Origin of the sequence: Chroococcidiopsis sp., from assembly GCF_051657925.1 — a bacterium.
GTDB lineage: Bacteria > Cyanobacteriota > Cyanobacteriia > Cyanobacteriales > Chroococcidiopsidaceae > Chroococcidiopsis.
In genome coordinates, this window is the sequence record NZ_JBOFLP010000098.1 from 1 (window position 1) to 20,315 (window position 20,315).

General features: G+C 45.2%; 18 protein-coding genes. 15 read left to right on the forward strand and 3 right to left on the reverse strand.

Features of this window, described 5'->3' with window-relative positions; translation table 11 throughout:
• Positions 1-480: 480 nt before the first annotated feature.
• From ACRC32_RS07260 to ACRC32_RS07270, 3 genes are all read right to left on the reverse strand, one after another.
• Complete coding sequence (locus ACRC32_RS07260; RefSeq protein ID WP_410500430.1) at positions 481-858, reverse strand: response regulator; 378 nt, start codon at positions 856-858, stop codon at positions 481-483.
• Between the two features lie 115 nt (positions 859-973).
• A complete protein-coding gene (locus ACRC32_RS07265; RefSeq protein ID WP_438553336.1) occupies positions 974-3,715 on the reverse strand; it encodes an ATP-binding protein in 2,742 nt (913 codons plus the stop codon).
• 119 nt (positions 3,716-3,834) lie between these two features.
• Positions 3,835-5,703 (reverse strand): response regulator, encoded by a 1,869-nt coding sequence (locus tag ACRC32_RS07270; RefSeq protein ID WP_438553337.1) that lies wholly within the window; start codon positions 5,701-5,703, stop codon positions 3,835-3,837.
• 540 nt (positions 5,704-6,243) lie between these two features.
• Here ACRC32_RS07270 and ACRC32_RS07275 point away from each other — a divergent pair.
• The 15 genes from ACRC32_RS07275 (at position 6,244) to ACRC32_RS07345 (ending at position 20,260) form a co-directional block, all read left to right on the forward strand.
• The gene (locus tag ACRC32_RS07275; protein WP_438553338.1) at positions 6,244-6,621 is read left to right on the forward strand and encodes a hypothetical protein; all 378 of its coding nucleotides are present in this window, start codon (positions 6,244-6,246) and stop codon (positions 6,619-6,621) included.
• Positions 6,566-7,678 carry a photosystem II q(b) protein gene (locus ACRC32_RS07280; RefSeq protein WP_438553339.1) on the forward strand — a complete coding sequence of 371 codons (1,113 nt, stop codon included), beginning with the start codon at positions 6,566-6,568 and terminating at the stop codon, positions 7,676-7,678. Before ACRC32_RS07275 ends, ACRC32_RS07280 begins: the two co-directional genes overlap by 56 nt.
• Before the next feature lie 10 nt (positions 7,679-7,688).
• Positions 7,689-7,862 carry a hypothetical protein gene (locus ACRC32_RS07285; RefSeq protein ID WP_438553340.1) on the forward strand — a complete coding sequence of 58 codons (174 nt, stop codon included), beginning with the start codon at positions 7,689-7,691 and terminating at the stop codon, positions 7,860-7,862.
• Positions 7,863-7,968: 106 nt separating this feature from the next.
• Positions 7,969-9,090: a photosystem II q(b) protein gene (gene psbA, locus ACRC32_RS07290; protein ID WP_438553341.1), complete on the forward strand. Its 1,122-nt coding sequence runs from the start codon at positions 7,969-7,971 to the stop codon at positions 9,088-9,090.
• 106 nt (positions 9,091-9,196) lie between these two features.
• On the forward strand, positions 9,197-9,673 hold the full coding sequence (gene apcD / locus ACRC32_RS07295) for an allophycocyanin subunit alpha-B (protein ID WP_015153113.1): 477 nt from the start codon (positions 9,197-9,199) through the stop codon (positions 9,671-9,673).
• Between the two features lie 125 nt (positions 9,674-9,798).
• Positions 9,799-10,284: an allophycocyanin subunit beta gene (locus ACRC32_RS07300; RefSeq protein ID WP_438553342.1), complete on the forward strand. Its 486-nt coding sequence runs from the start codon at positions 9,799-9,801 to the stop codon at positions 10,282-10,284.
• 132 nt (positions 10,285-10,416) lie between these two features.
• Complete coding sequence (gene apcD / locus ACRC32_RS07305; RefSeq protein WP_438553343.1) at positions 10,417-10,896, forward strand: allophycocyanin subunit alpha-B; 480 nt, start codon at positions 10,417-10,419, stop codon at positions 10,894-10,896.
• An 82-nt stretch (positions 10,897-10,978) separates the two neighbouring features.
• Positions 10,979-13,321: a phycobilisome rod-core linker polypeptide gene (locus ACRC32_RS07310; RefSeq protein ID WP_438553344.1), complete on the forward strand. Its 2,343-nt coding sequence runs from the start codon at positions 10,979-10,981 to the stop codon at positions 13,319-13,321.
• Positions 13,287-13,811: an allophycocyanin subunit alpha-B gene (gene apcD, locus ACRC32_RS07315; RefSeq protein WP_438553345.1), complete on the forward strand. Its 525-nt coding sequence runs from the start codon at positions 13,287-13,289 to the stop codon at positions 13,809-13,811. Before ACRC32_RS07310 ends, apcD (ACRC32_RS07315) begins: the two co-directional genes overlap by 35 nt.
• Before the next feature lie 132 nt (positions 13,812-13,943).
• A complete protein-coding gene (gene psbD, locus ACRC32_RS07320) occupies positions 13,944-15,002 on the forward strand; it encodes a photosystem II D2 protein (photosystem q(a) protein) (protein ID WP_438553346.1) in 1,059 nt (352 codons plus the stop codon).
• Between the two features lie 140 nt (positions 15,003-15,142).
• Positions 15,143-16,543, forward strand: a complete 1,401-nt coding sequence (gene psbC / locus ACRC32_RS07325; RefSeq protein WP_438553347.1) for a photosystem II reaction center protein CP43 — start codon at positions 15,143-15,145, stop codon at positions 16,541-16,543.
• 510 nt (positions 16,544-17,053) lie between these two features.
• Positions 17,054-18,616, forward strand: a complete 1,563-nt coding sequence (gene psbB / locus ACRC32_RS07330) for a photosystem II chlorophyll-binding protein CP47 (protein ID WP_438553348.1) — start codon at positions 17,054-17,056, stop codon at positions 18,614-18,616.
• Positions 18,617-18,698: 82 nt separating this feature from the next.
• Positions 18,699-18,908 carry a photosystem II reaction center phosphoprotein PsbH gene (gene psbH, locus ACRC32_RS07335; RefSeq protein WP_438553349.1) on the forward strand — a complete coding sequence of 70 codons (210 nt, stop codon included), beginning with the start codon at positions 18,699-18,701 and terminating at the stop codon, positions 18,906-18,908.
• Positions 18,909-18,968: 60 nt separating this feature from the next.
• Complete coding sequence (locus tag ACRC32_RS07340; RefSeq protein WP_015153123.1) at positions 18,969-19,115, forward strand: hypothetical protein; 147 nt, start codon at positions 18,969-18,971, stop codon at positions 19,113-19,115.
• Positions 19,116-19,345: 230 nt separating this feature from the next.
• Complete coding sequence (locus ACRC32_RS07345) at positions 19,346-20,260, forward strand: helix-turn-helix domain-containing protein (RefSeq protein ID WP_438553350.1); 915 nt, start codon at positions 19,346-19,348, stop codon at positions 20,258-20,260.
• Positions 20,261-20,315: the final 55 nt, after the last annotated feature.

Below are 20,315 nucleotides of genomic sequence, written 5' to 3' on the forward strand. Positions count from 1 at the left end.
AAGACAACAATTTCGCAACGTGAATCGGCAACCAAAACTTCCCAGCCAGCAGCGATTTCTAAACAAAGCTGAGCTAGTTCTCGAATCGCATTCTCATTCTCAATCAGTAAAACACGGCGAGATGCACGATTAATCACAAATATCAGTTATCAGTTATCAGTTATCAGTTGTCGTAGGGGCGGATTTAGCAAAAGATTTATTACTTTAGTAATAAATCTCGGCTCAAAACCCACCCGTACATGAATCATTTATCATTTGTTCGTCACTATTGACTAATAGCTAGTAACAAAGAACATTGACAAAAGACGACATGACTGCGTTTCATCTTGTAGCGTAGATGAAAAATATGAATAATCCATGAAGGATGTAAATAGTCGATAATATATAAGCAAAAAGATATAGTTATAAAACTCTACAAACTACGTAATTCAACTCATGGAAAACAATATGAATAATTATTTATTTAAGTACCAAATTGTTTCATGATTGAGCAGCACTCAAAACTTGCTCGATTTGATTAGCCAAGGTAAAAGGATCGTAAGGCTTAGTAATTACCGCAGCTACCTGAATTTGTGTAAACTGCCTCTGTTCCGCAGGTTGAGCTTTAGCGGTGAGTAAAATGACAGGAATATTTTGCGTCAAAGGATGAGCTTGCAACTCTTGGAATGTGGTTAATCCATCCATATCCGGCATCATCACATCTAATAGAATCGCGTCAGGCTGTTCGGATGCAGCTGTCACCAATCCCTCTGCACCAGAGCTAGCTGTCAGCACTTCCCATTCCCCTGAGATCTCCAGGCAAATTTGAGTTGCTTCGCGAATATCCTGCTCGTCATCAATGATTAAAATGCGTTTCATGGTCATTGGTCATTGTTCATTGGTCATTGGTAATGGTTGGTGGTTAGACTCTTCTCTCATCACCAGCCACTAGTCACTAGTCACTAGTCACTGATAACTGATAACTGATAACTGGTCACTGGTCACTGTTCTGCGCTAAGGGTAGGGTGAAGGAGAAAGTACTGCCTGTTCCTAAAACACTTTCGACCCAAATTTGTCCTCCGTGTTGCTGTACGATGCTACGGCAAATTGCTAATCCTAAACCAGTCCCGCCTTGATGACCGGAGTTAGAAGCATCGACTTGCTGAAAGCGTTCAAAAATTGATTCGAGTTTATCAGCAGGAATACCGCGTCCGGTGTCTTTAACTTGGAATGTGATATGAGGGGTGAGGAGCGAGGAGCGAGGAGCGAGGGGGTCGGGGATTTTTGAATTTTGGGTTTTGGATTTTGGATTGTGGATTTCTCCTCCTGTGTTCTCAGCTCCCCCAGCTCTCTTCTCCCCCCTGCTCCCTGCTCCCTGCTCCCTGCTCCCTAATTCCGCACTCAGCCACACGGTAGATCCTGGGGAGGAAAATTTAATCGCATTGCTAAGTAGGTTAGTCAACGTCTGCACAATCCGGTCTGGATCTACCCATAACTTTGCTGATACTGGTGTGACGCACAGATCGATTTCTGCTTTCTCAGCCATTGCTTGCATCACCTCTGCTGATTGGACGATCAACTCAGATGCATCGCACAGCTGTTTGTGCATGATAACTTTGCCAGAATTGATCCGTTCGATGTCGAGAATGTCGCTAATGAGCCGGACTAAACGGTTGGTATTGTCAAACGCAATTTCTAACATCCGCTGTCGTTTAGCTGGTTGAGTCTCTAAAAAACCCCGCGCCAGCAATCCTAAAGCAGTACGAATCGAAGTTAAGGGAGTCCGCAGTTCGTGGCTGACAACTGAGACAAACTCATCCTTCATCCGTTCGACTATTTGGCGTTCTGTAATATCTTTAAAAATGACAACTGCACCGACAATCTTTCCCTGTTCTCGAATTGGAGTGCTAACGTATTCGACTGGAAATTTTGACCCGTCGCGACGATAAAAAATATCATTGTTTATGTATTGTACTGCTCCAGTTTGGAGAGTGGCGTAAATCGGGCTTTCTTCCCAAGTGTAAGGCGTGCCGTCCGGTTGGGAGTGGTTGAGGATGGCATGGATAAATTTAGCGTTGGAGCGATCGCGCGTTTCTGGTAAAAAGTAGCTGGCATGAATTTCTAAATCGCGATCGCAATTAGATCCAATTAGCTCTCTAACTCGGTATCCTAACATTCTCGCGGCAGCGGGATTGACAAAGGTAATTTTGCCTTGAGCGTTTAAACCGTAAATTCCTTCGCCTGCCGAGTTGAGAATTAATTCATTTTGGCGGCTGAGGCGTTCTAAGGAAGCTTGCGCCTGTTCGCGCACGCCAATTTCTCTGAGTAATTCGACATTAGCACGTTGTAGTTCTGCGGTTCGCTCCTCGACTCTTTGCTCTAATTGGGCATTTAAAGCACAAATTTTAATCTCTGCTTGCTTGCGTTCTTGAATGTCGCGAGATAAATCGGCGTTGAGGGCATGAACTTGTAAATACAGTTCATATTGCTGAATTGCCAGAGCAAAATGGCTACCTAAAGCTTGCACTAGTTCTATTTCCGCACTCGTCCAGGCTTGCGCTTGCCCTTGTTTTAATTCTCGCCAAGTTTCAAAAGATTGAATCGGGCGTAAGTGGCGCGGATCGTCCCGGTCGGGTCGTCGCGCCCATAGGGTTTCAATCTCAATTTCTCGCCGAAATACGCTCAAATAACCCAAGATTTGCTGTCTGTACTGCAAGCGCACGATCAGCAAACCGCGAATTCGTACCGGAAACCATGCTAAAGCTAATTCTGGAGGAATTTCTAGACCGTGCCAATCGGCGATCGCCCAAGTACAGCGATCGTCATCAACAGTTGTTTGTGCTTCTAGCCACGATCGCCAACTCGGATATTCTTCCAGGTACAACTGGTATCCCGCTTCAGATCGCCAAATTGGTTGTTCGCCACAAGTCAACAACTGCGCTGCGGTTCCTGGTCTTTGAGGACTAATATAAACTCTGCCACCCGTCCCTCCCAGCGCCGAGATAGTTAGCTCTAACGCTTGCTGTAACTGCATCTCGGTCATGGAATGCAATAATTTAGCCACGCGGTTAATCGTGGCTTCTTGTTGGGCTTGGATGCGAGTTTGTTCGAGCAAGGTACTTTGGGCGATCGCAATTGATAATTGATCTGCTACCAACTGCACCACCTGCAACTCTCGGTCTGTAACTTGTCGCGGTAAACTGTGATGGGATACTAACAACCCCCACAGGCGATCGCGATGTAAGATCGGTACGACTAGAGAAGACTGCACCCCCATCGAAGTCAGATACTCCACATGGCAAGGATCGACAGGGCGAAATCGGATGTCAATTTCTGGAAGCGATACTCCGGTAACTGGACAATCCAACGAACTTGAGCCAATTTCCTGTGCTGCCACATCGACAATCGAACGCTGACGCGCTTTGAGAAATAACTCTCGCGCCAGGGGCGGAATATCTTCGGCAGGAAAGTGTTGTCCCAGTAAAGATGGCAAACGTTCTTCCTGCACCGATTCTGCTACGACTTCGCCACTACCATCTAAATCGAACCGATAAACCATCACGCGATCGGTTCCCAAAAAGGCACGCACTTCGGCAACAGTTCCTGAGAGAATCGCAGGCAACTCCAAAGATTGACGAATGCGATTCATCATCCGATGTAGCAACACTTCCAGCGAAGCGATCTGTTCTTCGCTCGCTCCACAAGTAGAATTTGACAGGGAACGATTTGTTTGCATTTGACTACAGTTATTAGGGAGCAGGGAGCGCACGAGCAGTAATCAGTGAGCAGTGACCAGTAACCAGTGAACAGTTGTCAGTGACAAATGACCAATGACCAATGACCAATAACCAATGACTACTGGATGCTCTGCATCAATCGCATTTGCCCTAAGCGATTAAAAATCTGAGTCACGAGTTCCGTACCTAAAATCGACTTGCTCAAACAATCGTTTGCACCTGCGGTAAAGACTTGTTGTATGGTGCGATCGTCAGTGTGAGCTGTAAGAAAGAGGACGGGTAGTTTATGCCAACGTGGTTCGTTACGCACAATTTGACACAGATCGATGCCGTTAAACTGAGGCATTTCTACATCAAGCACAAGCATATCGGGGGCAAATTCTTCTAAAATTGCCCAAAAACGCGATGGTTCTTCCAACGTGTTGAGCTGAATGCCCCAAGGTTCTAATAACGCTTGCATTAGCGTCAGAATCTCTGGATCGTCATCTACAACTAGAATTTTGGTGGGATGAGAGTGAGTTTGTTGCAATTTCGTAACTGCTGCTAGCACCTCCTCTGGGTTGAAGGGTTGTCGTAAAAAAGCGTGAACGCCCAAACGAGACAGCTCGATCCGATCGCTTAATCGATCGCCTCTGGTACACAGTAAGACTGGAATTGGTGGAGTACGGTTTGTCAGTTCGGCAAGAATGGCTAAATCTGCGGCGGTGGTATTGGCAAGGGAAAGATTGAGTATGACTACATCGGCTGGAGATAGGCGATTGAACTTTTCTAAATGGGCGATCGCTGCTTTTGCTGCCGATATATTCGGCGCAATTTTTACTCCCATCCCTGCGGTTGCAGCCAACTTGACGATTTGCTCTGCTAGTCCGGCATCGCCATCAATTGCTAGCATGACGATCGATTGCTGGCGCGGTAAAGGGCGATCGAGCTGGCTCAGGCTAGGTCGTTGAATTTCTCGTTTTAATGCCATCACCATTTCATATAAGTGCAGTGCCTCACTACGGTCTAAAATTACGTCTGCTTGCCAGATATCCTCGATATGTTTTGCCAACCGCGAACCTTTGGTAAACCCAAAAATACCCAACGCTCCTGCTAACTTGTGTGCTGCTTGTCGCGCTTTTTCGCGCAATTCTTCTGTGAGCTTGTTGTCTAGTAAGGATATGGTTGCTTGCTCTAACAAGGCAACGCGATCGCTACTTTGATGTTTGAGTTTTTCCCAAACTTCTGCCAAGGCTGCTTTTGTCTGCTGCTGGATCGAGTCCTGGTTTTGAGGTAAAGACGCGCCGCGCAGTTTTGTTTTTTTAGTTGTCGGTGCGGGTTGTTTCAGGCGATAACCCAGACCGTATACTGTTTCTATTAAATCGGCAGGTGCGCCGACTTGTTTCAATTTCTGTCGCAAACCTTTAATATGAGCTGTCACCGTGTCTTCTTTAGGGGCTTCTGGAACTGCCCAAACTCGATCTAAAATCTCACCACGGCTTAAGACGAGCTGAGGATGGCGCAGGAAAAGCTCTAGCAGACGATATTCGTTCGGTGTCAAATGCAAGACGCGATCGCCATATGTCACCTCGCACGTCCCGCATTGTAGCCGTAAGTCTCCCCACTCTAAAGCTTGTAGGATTGGTTTACTTTGTCGTCGCAACAGTACGCGAATTCGAGCCAGTAATTCTGGCAGATCGAAAGGTTTGACGAGATAATCATCTGCGCCTGCATCTAATCCCATCACTTTGCGATCGCTAGAGTCTTGCGCCGTAATTAATAGCACGGGGGTTTGATATTTGCGATCGCGCAATCGTTGACAAAGTTTAATACCGTCAAGTTTAGGCAGGATCACATCTAGCAAAATTAAGTCATAGGTGAAAGTTTGAATGAGATCCCACCCAGTCTGACCATCAGTTGCAGTATCGACGACATAGTTTTGCTGCTGAAGCACATTTCTTAAAGCCTTAGCAACAGATTCGTCGTCTTCTACGAGTAAAATTCTCATTTTGTATCACCTATTGAATAAGTGAGTTGGTAATTGGTAATTGGTAATTGGTAGTTGATAATTGGTAGTTGGTTAGTGAGAGATGCGTGTTACGACTTACGACTTATGACTTACGACTTCTCCCTCTTCCCTATCTTCACAAGTAAGTTCATAAATCAAACCGGATTCCTATAGCTAGCCAAGAATTACTAACAGTCAATACTTCTTACGAAATATCCAAATTCCTCAGCTAGCAGTTGCAAAACGACAGTTATGTTGCTTTTGTTACAGTTTAATCTGCTGTCATGGATCTAATTGCTAGAAAGCTTATAGCCAAAACGTCTATCCAAATTAAGTTCTACAATTTTGGCTGTTGAGATGCTAAGTGTTAATACCTCCGAGTAAATAAATTTGTTGGGTAGTTTTTCTCACGATAGATTCAGTAAACAGTGTTTCTTATTTGACAAATATTATTCACAAATCTCTAATTTTAGTCTGCTTTTGTTCAATAAAATTAATATGTCTTTACCTAAATTTATTTTTTAGTGAGTTAATGCTCATTTGCTAACGAAAGACTTTTTGGACGTTGTTGCTAACAATAACATTGAGTTGCAAGCATCTGATAGTAAGGGCGATCGCAACTTCAAGGCAAGCGATCGCGCGAGCGTTTTCTTGGTAAAATTATTACTTTTTGTAAACAAACTTCATTTCTTCATTGGTTCTTCAGGTTTTTTCCCTATTCTCAAACACAATCAACGTCCAACAAGTTTTGTTGCTCCTACTTTGATTGCTTTGATTCGACTCCAAAAAGTCACCCATCGCATCAGGATTAAAACGCTGTTGCGGTGGGAAATTTCTCGCCCTTTATTAAACATCTATTCTCATGGTGTCAAAGACAGACAGTGCGATCGCGACTCCAACTCGTGGCGATCCTACTGAACAGATCCCAGTCACTAATGAATTAAAAAAACGCCAAAGCACTAGTATTTGGGATCGCTTTTGTAATTGGGTGACTAGTACTGAAAATCGGCTATATATCGGCTGGTTTGGAGTACTAATGATTCCCTGTATGCTGACAGCAGCCAGCGTGTTTATCATTGCCATTATTGCCGCACCAGCAGTAGATATGGACGGTATGAGTTCGCCGATTACTGGCTCTCTACTAGACGGCAATAACATTATTACGGCTGCTGTCGTACCAACATCAGCGGCGATCGGACTGCATTTTTATCCACTTTGGGAAGCAGCTTCCTTAGATGAGTGGCTCTACAACGGTGGACCTTATCAACTGATCGTGCTGCATTTCTTGATCGGAATTATTTGCTATCAAGATCGCGAATGGGAATTGAGCTACCGCTTGGGAATGCGACCTTGGATTTCTTTAGCATTTACTGCGCCTGTTGCGGCTTCAATTTCGGTCTTCTTAGTCTATCCAGTCGGACAAGGTAGCTTCTCAGCAGGAATGCCACTGGGAATTTCTGGGACTTTCAACTTTATGTTGCGGTTTCAAGCAGACCATAACATTCTCATGAGTCCTTTTCACGTCTTGGGAGTCATCGGAGTTTTGGGTGGTGCTTTCTTATGTGCCATGCATGGTTCCTTAGTGACTTCTACCTTGATCCGTACGAATGGCGATCGCATCGATGAATTGAGCGAATCGACCAATGCCGGATACAAGCTCGGTCAAAAGCGCCCGACCTACAGTTTTAGGGCAGCTCAACTGTACTTGTGGCGGTTAATTTGGCGGGGAACTAGCTTTCCCAACTCGCGCCGATTGCATTTTTTCCTAGCAGCTTTTCCAGTAGCAGGAATCTGGTCTGCGGCTTTAGGGGTTGACATTGCAGCATTCAACTTTGAAAAGTTGAACTTCGAGCCGACCCACATCGAGAGCCAAGGCAGAACGGTAAATACATGGGCAGACGCGATCGCGCTTGCAAATCTAGGCATAGATATGGCACGCGATCGCCAGTTGCACCAGTTCCCTACTGACTTGTAAGGAGTGGTGCGTGGTGCGTGAAGAAAGAGAGTGTGGGGTGTATGGGTTGAGTTTAATTGCTTCCTCAGTTCCCTCAGCTCTCTTCTATCTCCTGATTCCTGTACGGGCGGGTTTTGAATACAGATTCATCGCCTTTAGCCGTCAATCTTTAGCTAAATCCGCCCCTACGATAACTGTCAACTGACCCTTGTACGGGCGGATTTAGCAAATAGATTCATAGCCACAGCCAAAAATTTTTGGTCAAAACCCGCCCCTACGATAACTGACACCTGATAACTGATAACTGACATATGACTACAGTTTTACAGCGTCAATTAAACCGCGTCCCTGCGTGGGAAAGGTTCTGTAATTGGGTGACTAGCACGGAAAATCGGTTATATATTGGCTGGTTTGGCGTGCTGATGATTCCCCTTTTAGGAGTCTCCATTTGCGTCTTTACCATCGCTTTTATCGCAGCACCACCTGTAGATATTGATGGTATCCGCGAGCCAGTAGCAGGTTCTTTACTCTACGGCAATAACATCATCACTGGAGCCGTAGTGCCGATGTCTAACGCCATTGGCTTGCACTTTTACCCTATTTGGGAAGCAGCTTCGATGGATGAGTGGCTGTACAACGGTGGACCCTATCAGATGATAGGTTTTCACTACATTCCAGCTCTGTGTTGTTATGCAGGGCGCGAATGGGAGTTGTCCTATCGCTTGGGGATGCGTCCGTGGATTGTCGTTGCCTATAGCGCTCCCGTTGCTGCCACATCATCGGTGTTCTTAGTTTATCCCATCGGACAAGGTAGCTTCTCTGATGGTCTGCCAATGGGCATCAGCGGTACTTTCAATTTCATGTTTGTCTTCCAAGCCGAACACAATATTCTGATGCATCCCTTCCATATGTTGGGAGTCGCAGGAGTGCTGGGAGGTTCGTTGTTCTGCGCCATGCATGGTTCGTTGGTGACATCCAGCTTAATTCGCGAAACAAGCGATAGCGAATCGCAAAACTACGGCTACAAATTCGGGCAAGAATCGGAGACATACAACATTGTCGCCGCCCACGGTTATTTCGGTCGTCTGATTTTCCAGTATGCCAGCTTCAACAACAGCCGCTCTTTGCACTTCTTTTTAGCAGCTTGGCCCGTGGTTTGTATTTGGGCTGTGGCACTGGGTATCAGTACGATGGCATTTAATCTCAACGGGTTTAATTTCAATAACTCAGTCCTCGACTCGCAAGGTCGCGTGTTACCTACCTGGGCTGATGTATTAAATCGGGCAAATCTAGGGTTTGAAGTCATGCACGAACGCAATGCTCATAACTTCCCCCTAGATCTTGCTTGTGGCGATGCCGTTCCAGTAGCGTTCAAAGCGCCAGCGATTGGTGAAGTTGCACCACAGGCGATCGCAAGTTCAGCACTCATTTAGCTATCCTCTGGCTATTTATTGGCAAGTCTTTTGACTTTCCGATTGGCTTGCCAATTTTACTCAAACCAACTTGACAAAATGACTTAGCAATTTTTAGGAGAAAACAATGAGCATTGTTACCGAATTAATTCTGAATGCTGATAGTGAATCTCGCTATCCTGCACCAAAAGAAATTCAGGTCTATCAAAATTTTGTTAAAACAGGCGAACAGAGAATTCGGATCGCCAAAATATTAGCAGAAAACGAGCAAAGAATCGTTCAAAATGGTAGCGCGAGATTTTGGGAGCGGGTTCCCAATACTCCTAGCAATAGCGGTAACGAACGCAAAACAGCTTCTTGCCAGCGCGATCAAGGTTGGTATATTCGTCTGATCGCCTATTCCGTATTAGCAGGTAGCGAAAAACCTCTAGAAGAAATCGGCACGATTGGCATCAAAGAGATGTACAACAACCTCGAAATTCCGCTCAGAAACATAGTTGAATGTATGCGCTGTTTGAAAGAAGAAGCACTATCGCTTATGAGCGAAGAAGATGCTTTAGAAGTATCCGCATATTTTGACTACGTGATGCGATCGCTTTCTTGATTCGTCATTTGTCATTTGTCATTTGTCATTTGTCATTGGTAAAGTTTAGCTTCTAGCTTCTATTTGTTTGACTTTTGACTTTCGGCTTTTGACTTACCCATTACCAAAATTAAGGAGACAATTTCATGCAAGACGCAATTACTGCTTTAATTAATTCCTCTGACGTTCAAGGCAAGTATCTAGATCCATCTTCTTTAGATAGGTTGCAAAACTACTTTCAAAGTGGTGATATGCGGGCAAAAACTGCGATCGCAGTCAGTGCAAATGCTAAAAACATTGTCACCAAAACAGTAGCAAAATCTTTGCTGTATACAGATATCACCGCTCCTGGTGGTAATATGTATACTTGTCGTCGCTATGCTGCTTGCGTGCGCGATTTAGATTACTTTTTGCGCTATGCCACCTACGCAATGTTAGCTGGTGATACCTCAATTTTAGACGAGCGCATTCTCAACGGTTTAAGAGAAACTTATAACTCTTTAGGCGTGCCAATTGGGGCAACAATTCGCTCCGTACAAGCCATGAAAGAAGTTGTCACTAGTTTAGTTGGTGCCGATGCAGGCAGAGAAATGGGTGTTTATTTTGACCATATTGCTGCTGGTTTGAGTTAATTAGTCATTAGTCATTAGTCATTAGTCATTAGTCATTAGTTATTAGTCATTGGTGAATAGCTAGTTTTAACTTTTAACTTTTGACTTTTGACTTACCCTCACCCCTCACCCCTCACCCCTCACCCCTTTCTTATGAGTATCATCACCAAAGCAATTGCTAGCGCCGATCGCGAAGCTCGTTATTTAAGTCCTGGGGAGTTGCGGACAATTCGCGACTTCTATAATGGCGGAGAAAATCGTTTGCGAATCGCTACAACTCTAATTGAAAACAGAAAAGAAATTGTTGAAAGAGGTAGTTTGAAGTTTTGGGAATGCTGTCCCGACACGCCAAGTAATAGCGGTAATAGAACTTATCGGGCATCTTGTTTGCGCGATCAAGATTGGTATATCCGCCTAATTGCTTATACAGTGATTGTGGGGGATATTGAACCTCTCAAAGACATCGGAATTGTAGGTGTAAAAGAAATGTACGAATCCCTAGAAATTCCTTTAAGAAATTGGGTGGAATGCATTCGTTGTCTAAAAGAAGTGACTTTAGACCTTTTAAGTCGGGAAGATGCTGCTGAAGTCACACCGTATTTTGATTGTTTGATTCAGGGAATGACTCCTTAGAAAGTCAAAAGTTAAAAGTTAAAAGTCAAAACTTTTCTTCTTCCTTCTAACCCCTAACCCCTAACTCCTAACCCCTTTAAAAATGAGTGTAAAAGCAAGTGGTGGAAGTCCGGTAACTCAACCGCAACGATATCATACTGTCCCAGTTGCAGTGATTTCTCATGCGGTACAACAAGACCGTTGTTTAAAAAATACCGAACTACAAGAACTCGCTGATTTTTTCAGTTCGGGCGTGAAATTGTTAGAAATTGCCAACACGCTGACTCAACATGCTGATGAAATCGTGTTAGCTGGGGCTAATCGAATTTTTGTTGGCGGTTCGCCGATGGCTTATTTAGAAAAGCCGAAAGAAAAGATTGGATTGCCTGGTTCTGGTTATTATATCGGTGAAGATTTTCTCACGGCTGCTAGAAGAAAAGCTGGTGCTGTGATGGTCAAAGAGGCTTTAAAAATCCAAGAAGTTGCATATTACAGCAATCCTTTGAGTGGTTGGTTGCAGCGTTTTCGCGACTTATTTAATAATCAAGATCCTTTGCCTGGTGGTTTTCGCTTCATCAACGTGTCTCGCTATGGTGCAGTCAGGATGAAGCGATCGCTGCGGGATTTGGCTTGGTTTTTACGCTATATCACCTATGCAATTGTGGCGGGTGATGGCAGCATTTTGAGTGTTAATGTCAGGGGCTTGCGCGGCGTAATTCCAGAAGATGTCACAGAAGCTACTATTGTGGCACTGCGGGCAATGCGGCGACAGTCGCTCGACTATTTCTTAGAGGATGCGGAGGCAACGGCATTAGTCAAGGGATACTTTGACTTACTGATTGCCGAATATCTGACCGATAAACCCTCAAATCAAGTCAGAATTGGTGTTTCCAACGACCAACAAGGATTGCAACTGCCGCAAAGTTATTCAATGTCAGCAGAAGTGCGACCGAAGTTTGTTTTCAAGCAGGGAGCGACGCTAACGCAGAAACAAGAGGCGATCGCAGCGATTTATCGTCATGTATTCGAGCGCGATGTGACTGACACTTATGGGTTTACTCAGAAAGCCGAGTTAGAATCTCAGCTCATCGGTGGAAACATCTCAGTTAAAGAATTCGTGCGCCGTTTAGGTAAATCTCGCCTCTACCGCAAATTATTCTACGAACCTTTTACTATCAGTCGGGCGATCGAACTGGCAGCGCGGCACTTCTTGGGACGCGGATTGAGCAGTCGCGAGGAATTTCAGGCATACTTTGATGTCATGACTAAAGGTGGTTTGCCTGCCTTGGTCGATGCGTTTGTCGATTCTGCGGAGTACAGCGATTATTTTGGTGAAGAGACAGTACCGTATTTGCGGGGATTGGGTCAAGAAGCGCAAGAATGCCGCAACTGGGGACCGCAGCTAGACTTATTTAAATACAGCGCTCCAGTGCGGAAAGTCCCTCAGTTTATTACTCTATTCGGTAGTTACCAGAAACCCCTACCCGAACAGCATCCTTACGGTTGCGGTAACGACCCGCTAGAAATTCAGTTTGGGGCAATTTTCCCCGATGAAACCCGCAATCCTCGCCCCCAACCTGCATTTTTTAACAAGGATACGCGCCGAATTCTGATCGGTTCTGGTGCAGGTAGTCCCGACAAGCTCAACGGTAATGCTTTGGGTAAAGTTCCTGGCTCCTTGGGTACTAGGGTACTGAAGCTAGAACCCGTGCATCATGCCAACGGGAAATCAAACGGCGTGAGTCAGCCAGGGCATCAGGGTCCTAGCGTTAATCTTCTGCACCACTCATCCCCAGCATTTATTGAAGGAGCCTATCGGCAGGTATTCGGTCGCTCTTTATATGAAGGTCAGCGGCAACCGCTATCCAGTGCTGAATCGAAGCTGCTAGGGGGCGAAATTAGCGTGCGGGAGTTCGTGCGGCAGTTAGCCAAGTCGAAAGTATTCCGTAGCTTATATTGGGATTCGCTTTACGTAACGAAGGCAATTGAATACATCCATCGACGGTTGATGGGTCGTCCCACCTACGGACGACAAGAAATGAATCGCTACTATGAGATCTGCGCCACGAGAGGCTTCTACGCGCTGATCGATGCCATTATCGACAGTCCCGAATACTTAGAGTGTTTTGGAGAAAATACAGTGCCTTACGAACGCTACGTCACTGCAAGGGGTTACTTGATGCGATCGCCGCGTCACGAAAATCAGTTAAGGCGCGAGCAAGCAGCAGAAACTGTTCCCGATAAATACAACCCGAGAAAAGCGAATTGGGCAGCACTATCTCAGTTTGTCGAACAACCGATTCTGAATCAAATTACCAGCGATGGGCGATCGAACGGAGCAACCGAGATGAGACATGCGGAAATAGTAGGCGATCGCAACAGTACACCAGAAGAGAGCTTAGAGGAGAGCTATGAGTATAGTCAAGCAAGTGATTCTGAACGCTGATGAAGAGGTACGCTATCCTACTCCTGGTGAAATTCGCGCCCTGCAAAATTTCTATAAAACAGGAACAGAGCGTATCCGTCTGGCGAAAGTTCTAGCACAGAACGAAAAAAAGATTGTCGAACGAGCAACGCAAAAATTTTGGAAGATCTGCCCCAGAACTCCCAGTAATAGCGGCAATGCCCGTAAAACTGAGGCAGCCATGCGGGATATCGGGTGGTACATCCGTCTGGTGAGTTATTGCCTGCTAGCCGGAAATGAAAAACCGTTAGAGGAAATTGGCTTAATTGGGATGAAAGAACTCTACAACAGCGTCGGCATCCCCTTAGAAAATGTGCGCCAATATATGCTTTGCGTCAAAGCAGAAGTTAACGCCATGCTAACACCAGAAGATGCAGCCGAAGTCATTCCTTACTTCGACCTCATTTTGCAGGTCATTTCCTCTCCTGGCGCACCCTATTTTCAAAATAACGGTCGAACAGACTGGCAATAAAAAAGGGGTTAGGAGTTAGGAGTTAGGGAAAAGTCAAAAGTTAAAAGTCAAAAGTCAAAAACTAGTAGTGACCAACTACCAACTACCAACTACCAATCACCAATTACCCATTCAAAAATAGGAACTTGACATATGACTATAGCAATTCGATCTACCCCAATTGGGTGGGGATGGTTCGGTGTACTCGATGACTGGCTGAAGCGCGATCGCTTTGTCTTTATCGGCTGGTCTGGTTTGTTGCTCTTTCCCTGCTCTTATATGGCAATTGGCGGATGGTTTACTGGCACTACCTTTGTGACCTCCTGGTATACCCACGGTGTTGTCAGTTCTTATCTAGAAGGCTGTAACTTTCTCACTACTGCTGTCTCCACTCCAGCCGATAGCATGGGTCACTCTCTACTATTTTTATGGGGACCAGAAGCCAACTGGGATTTCACCCGTTGGTGTCAAATCGGTGGCTTGTGGAATTTTGTCGCTTTACATGGTGTTTTCGGCTTAATTGGTTTTTGTTTGCGGCAGATGGAAATTGCGAGAGTTGTAGGCATCCGCCCCTACAATGCGATCGCATTCACCGCTCCAATCGCCGTCTTTGTCAGTGTCTTTTTGATCTATCCGTTAGGACAATCCAGTTGGTTTTTTGCTCCTTCTTTTGGAGTTGCCGCAATTTTCCGTTTCTTACTATTTTTCCAAGCTTTTCACAACTTTACGCTCAATCCATTTCACATGATGGGTGTAACTGGCGTTTTGGGAGGTGCTTTGTTATGTGCAATTCATGGGGCTACGGTACAAAATACTCTATATAGAGACACCAAAGGCTTTAATTCTTTTCGGGGATTTTCTACTACCCAAGCAGAAGAAACCTATTCTTTTGTCACGGCTAACCGCTATTGGTCGCAGATTTTTGGCATCGCTTTCTCTAACAAACGCTGGCTGCATTTCTTCATGTTATTTGTTCCCGTCACGGGTTTGTGGATGAGTGCAATTGGCATGATAGGTTTAGCGTTTAACGTGCGGGCATACGACTTTGTTTCTCAAGAATTGCGTGCCGCAGAAGACCCAGAATTTGAAACTTTCTACACCAAGAATATTCTCCTCAACGAGGGAGCCAGAGCTTGGTTAGCACCCCAAGACCAACCTCACGAAAAATTCCAATTCCCCGAAGAAGTCTTACCGCGTGGAAATGCCCTTTAGGAGGGACTAGGAGTTAGGGGCTGGGGACTAGGGAAAGAAGTCAAAAGTCAAAAGTTAGAAGTCAAAACTAGTTATTGACAAATGACAAATGACTATTCACCAACAACCAACAACCAACAACTAATAACTAATAACTAATAATGGAAACACCTTTCGATCGCTCGATTACAACGACAACTAATGTCGATACGCCCAGAGAAGGACGGGATGAAGCGTCTACTGGATATGCTTGGTGGGCTGGAAATGCACGGTTTATCAACTTGTCCGGTCGGTTTTTAGGCGCTCACGTTGCCCATGCTGGATTAGTGGCTTTCTGGGCAGGCGCAATGCTAATGTTTGAAGTTGCCCACTACGTACCGGAAAAACCGATGTACGAGCAGGGTTTAATTTTGATGCCCCACATTGCTACTTTGGGTTTTGGTGTTGGGCAAGGTGGTCAAGTCGTTGATATTTTCCCATTTTTTGCGATCGCCGCCATACATCTAATCGGCTCGGCTGTTCTTGGTTTTGGTGGTGTCTATCACTCGATTAAAGGACCGGAAAGGCTAGCAGGTTTCTACGATTTTGACTGGACTGATAAAGATAAGGTCACGAGCATCTTGGGATATCATCTGATTGCTCTGGGCTTGGGAGCGCTCTTGTTAGTCGCTAGAGCTATGTATTTGGGTGGCTTGTACGATACTTGGGCTCCAGGCGGCGGCGATGTCCGTGTCGTGACCAATCCCACCCTCGACCCCAGAATCATTTTTGGCTATCTCTTCAAAGGTTTTACTGGTGGTGCGGGTAATATTGCCAGCGTCAACAACCTGGAAGATATAGTTGGCGGTCACATTTGGATGGGAGGAATTTTGATTGCTGGTGGTATTTGGCACGTTTTAACTAAGCCATTTAAGTGGGCGGAGCGCGTTTTCATCTGGTCGGGTGAAGCTTACCTCTCTCAAAGTCTGGGAAATGTAGCTGGACAAGCTTTAATTGCTGCCTGTTTTATTTGGTTTAATAACACTGCCTATCCCAGCGAGTTTTATGGACCCACTGCGCCAGAAGCATCGCAAGCGCAAGCATTAAATTTCTTGGTACGCGACCAGCAGTTGGGGGCAAACGTGGTTTCAGCCCAAGGTCCGACGGGATTGGGTAAATATCTGATGCGATCGCCTACGGGAGAAATTATCTTTGGTGGTGAAACGATGCGATTTTGGGACTTTCGCGGTCCTTGGTTAGAGCCACTACGCGGTCCCAACGGACTCGACCTGGAGAAAATCAGATATGACATTCAACCTTGGCAAATTCGTCGTGCTTCTGAGTACATGACTCATGCACCTCTGGGTTCTCTCAACTCAGTAGGTGGTGTAGCAACGGAGATCAATTCTTTCAACTTCGTTTCTCCCCGCGCTTGGCTGGCTTCAGCTCACTTTGTTTTCGCTTTTCTATTTCTAGTCGGTCACTTGTGGCACGCCGGACGCGCTAGAGCTGCGGCTGCTGGTTTTGAAAGAGGCATCGATCGCGAAGACGAACCAGTCTTATCTATGCCCCCGCTCGACTAGACAAGTTTGGAGCGCAGCGGGAAGAAGATTGTTCTGGCTTCTTCCCCTTTTCTTTAGTTGTCATTGGTCATTTGTTGTTTGTATTTCGGCTGAATCAGCGACTGATGGCTAGTGGCAACCCTATAAATCTCTGGTCATTCAAATGAGAGTGTTATGGCTTGTTAGTCACAGCATAAAAAATTGTCAATTTTGCAAAACTTGTAAAAATTTAATATTTCCCTGTTAAATCATTTTTTCTCGGTCGAAAGCTATGCAAAAAATAGTTCAGAAAAAAATTGTCGATCCCATAATTGATTTGACTCTGTTATTCATTCTGATTTTGTTTTTGATTGGAATAAAATACTTTTTCCCTAATTCAATAACGGGAACATACCTCCAACTTTTTGTTTAACAAGTGACGAGTGAGTGAAAAGTCAAAAGTCAAAACTCTCTGCTAACAAATGACGAATGACGAATGACAACTGACAACTGACAACTGATAACTGAATAACTGAAAAAGGAGCATAATTAATGGGATTACCTTGGTATCGAGTGCATACATCGGTCATAAACGACCCAGGACGACTCATTGCCGTTCACCTAATGCATAACGCTCTGTGTGCGGGTTTTGCTGGTTCCATGCTGTTATTTGAACTCGCATTGTACGACTCTAGCGATCCAGTTTTAAACCCAATGTGGCGACAGGGATGTTTTTTAATGCCTTTTGTGGCTCGCTTGGGGGTGACTAATTCTTGGCAAGGTTGGAGTATTACGGGTGAATCGGTCGCCGATCCTGGTTTTTGGACGTTTGAAACTGTGGCGATCGCCCATATTATTTTCTCAGGATTAGAGTTTCTGGCTGCTTGTTGGCATTGGGTTTATTGGGATCTAGCGACATTTTTCGACCCCAAAACAAACGAGCCAGTGTTAGATCTTCCCAGAATTTTTGGCATTCATTTATTGTTAGCAGGGTTACTCTGTTTTGGTTTTGGTGCTTTCCACTTAACGGGAATTTTTGGTCCTGGGATGTGGGTCAGCGATCCGTATGGATTGACTGGTCACGTCCAAGGCGTTGCGCCTGTCTGGGGAGCAGAAGGCTTTAATCCTTACAATCCTGGTGGTGTGGTGGCGCACCATATTGCGGCGGGGATTGTCGGTATTATCGGCGGATTGTTCCATATCGTGACTCGACCGCCAGAGGTACTGTACAAAGCCTTGAGAATGGGTAATATTGAAGGCGCTCTTGCTAGCGGGTTGGCAGTATTCTTTTTCGCTGGTTTTGTTGCTTGCGGTTCGATGTGGTATGGCACTGCTACCACTCCTATTGAATTATGGGGACCAACTCGGTTTCAATGGGATCAAAATTACTTCAAAAAAGAGATCGATCGCCGCGTTCAATCCGATCTAGCTGGAGGTAAAAGCCTCTCGGAAGCTTGGTCAGAAATTCCTGAAAAGCTAGCGTTTTACGATTACGTTGGCAACAGTCCGGCAAAAGGCGGTTTGTTCCGAGTCGGTCGGATGGTGGATGGAGATGGAGTCGCCAAAACTTGGCTCGGTCATGCCATTTTTAAAGATGGCGAAGGAAGAGAATTAACCGTGCGCAGAATGCCAAATTTCTTTGAAACCTTCCCAGTCGTTTTGACAGACAAAGATGATGTCGTCCGCGCCGATATTCCTTTCCGCAGAGCAGAAGCTAAGTATAGCTTCGAGCAAAAAGGCGTTACTGTTAGCTTTGTGGGCGGCACATTAGACGGTCAAACATATACAGAACCAAGCACCGTCAAGAAATTTGCCCGTCAAGCTCAACTTGGTGAAGTCTTTGATTTCGATCGCGAAACCTATAATTCTAACGGCGTATTCCGCACCAGCAATCGAGGATTCTTTGCCTTTTTCCATTGTTGCTTTGCTTTAGTGTGGTTCTTCGGGCATATTTGGCACGGTTCCCGCGCTATCTTCCGCGATGTCTTTGCTGGGATCGATCCTGGTTTGGACGAACAGGTAGAGTTTGGTGTCTTCCAGAAGGTAGGAGACCTTTCTACACGCAAGAAAGTACCGGTTGCAGCTATGGCTGGAACCAGAGAACCTGCTATGTAGCATTCCTGTAGAGACGTTACATGTAACGTCTCTACAAACCCTCACCCCTTACTCCTCACCCCTTACTCCTCACCCCTCATTTATGCAACAACCAAAATATCAACCTAAAAAAACTGCCCCCGTGCAGTACTTTTTCAGAAATTTTAATTCGGAAGCTGGTAAGGTTGCCCCTGGTTGGGGTACAACACCGTTAATGGTAGGTTTAATGCTGATGTTTTTCTTGTTTTTATTAATCATTTTGGAGCTTGCCAATGCCTCACTCATGGTTCGAGGTATTCATGTAGGTTGGTAGAAACTCGGATAGATCGCCTTGCTGCGATCGCATCAAAATTTTTGAGTTTGAGGTAGTTTCATGCATCACATCTATTATTTTGCCTACGGTGAAGGGCAATTCGCTTCAACTGCAACTGGAGTTTTATTCGGTTTATTAGCAGCTTTTTTATTATGCGTTCTCTTAATTGTGTACGCATCGAGTACGTATCCTGCAGATCGCCGTTAGCCTCGGTGCGATCGCCTGGTTCAGACAAAAAACCTGACTTGACAATAAACGCGCGACTAGGTGACTAGGCGTTCGATTGTGGTTTCAGGATGCGAGGAGTCAAAACAACGCGGGTTCAACACCCTTAATTTTCCATGAGTCCGCACCGGCGGACTTTGTTTGCTTATTCGTATCAACCTATACCCGACAAAGTACAATTAAGGCAGACTTTGAAATAGTGGAGTATGCCAATGTCTGATGCGATTAAAGCTTACAACTCCATGTCTGAGTTTTATGCATCAATGGGTGGAACCCTAAAACAAGACGTTGATTTTACGATTCATCAGCTTGAGCTAGTTCATAGCAATGTGCCGGTCGAGTCTCCCCTATTTCGCGCTAACTATTACTCGATCTTGCTGATTCGTAAAGGGCGAGGTCGCTACATTCTTGATGGTCAATCTTACGAAATAAAGGACAGGACGATTTACTTTACTAATCCCGGTCACGTTAAGGGATTTAAGATTTACGAACTATCGCATGGCTACGTGATTACGTTTTCAGAAACATTTCTGAAGCAATACGTCCATGAAAATATTTTTGATGATTTTCCGTTTTTAATTGCTGAGATTGTGCCACCGCACTATCCCGATCGCGAAGTTTTTCAAATTTTTGACGACTTGGGAACGCAACTTTTACAAGAATACCAATCGGATTCTGCCTACAAATTCAAAATTATTGGCAGTTTGATAGTTGTACTGCTACTCAAAATTAAAGAGCGCTTTTGGAATACCTATAATCCTTTGGCTGAATCACAAACGGGTTCAGAGATTGTCATGACATTCAAGCGCAACTTGGAAGCTCATTTTCGCGATCTCGCGATGGGAAAACTCGATCGCCCATATCGAGTGCAGGACTTTGCCCAAGCGCAGCATCTTCACCCTGGTTATTTCAGTACGGTGATTAAAAGCAAAACGGGTAAATCTGTCAACGCCTGGATGATTGAAAAAACGCTATCCGAAGCCCAAGCAATGCTGTCGAGATCGACTGAATCCGTGCAGGAAATTGCCTTTCGACTTGGCTTTAACGATGCAGCATACTTTTCTCGCTTCTTTAAAAAACATACTGCGACAACTCCTTCTAGCTTTCGCCAGAGTCTAAAAGCTTGAATCCCCAGCATTCCACGCCAAGAGACTAGCTAACTTTTTGTTTTGCCTGAAAACC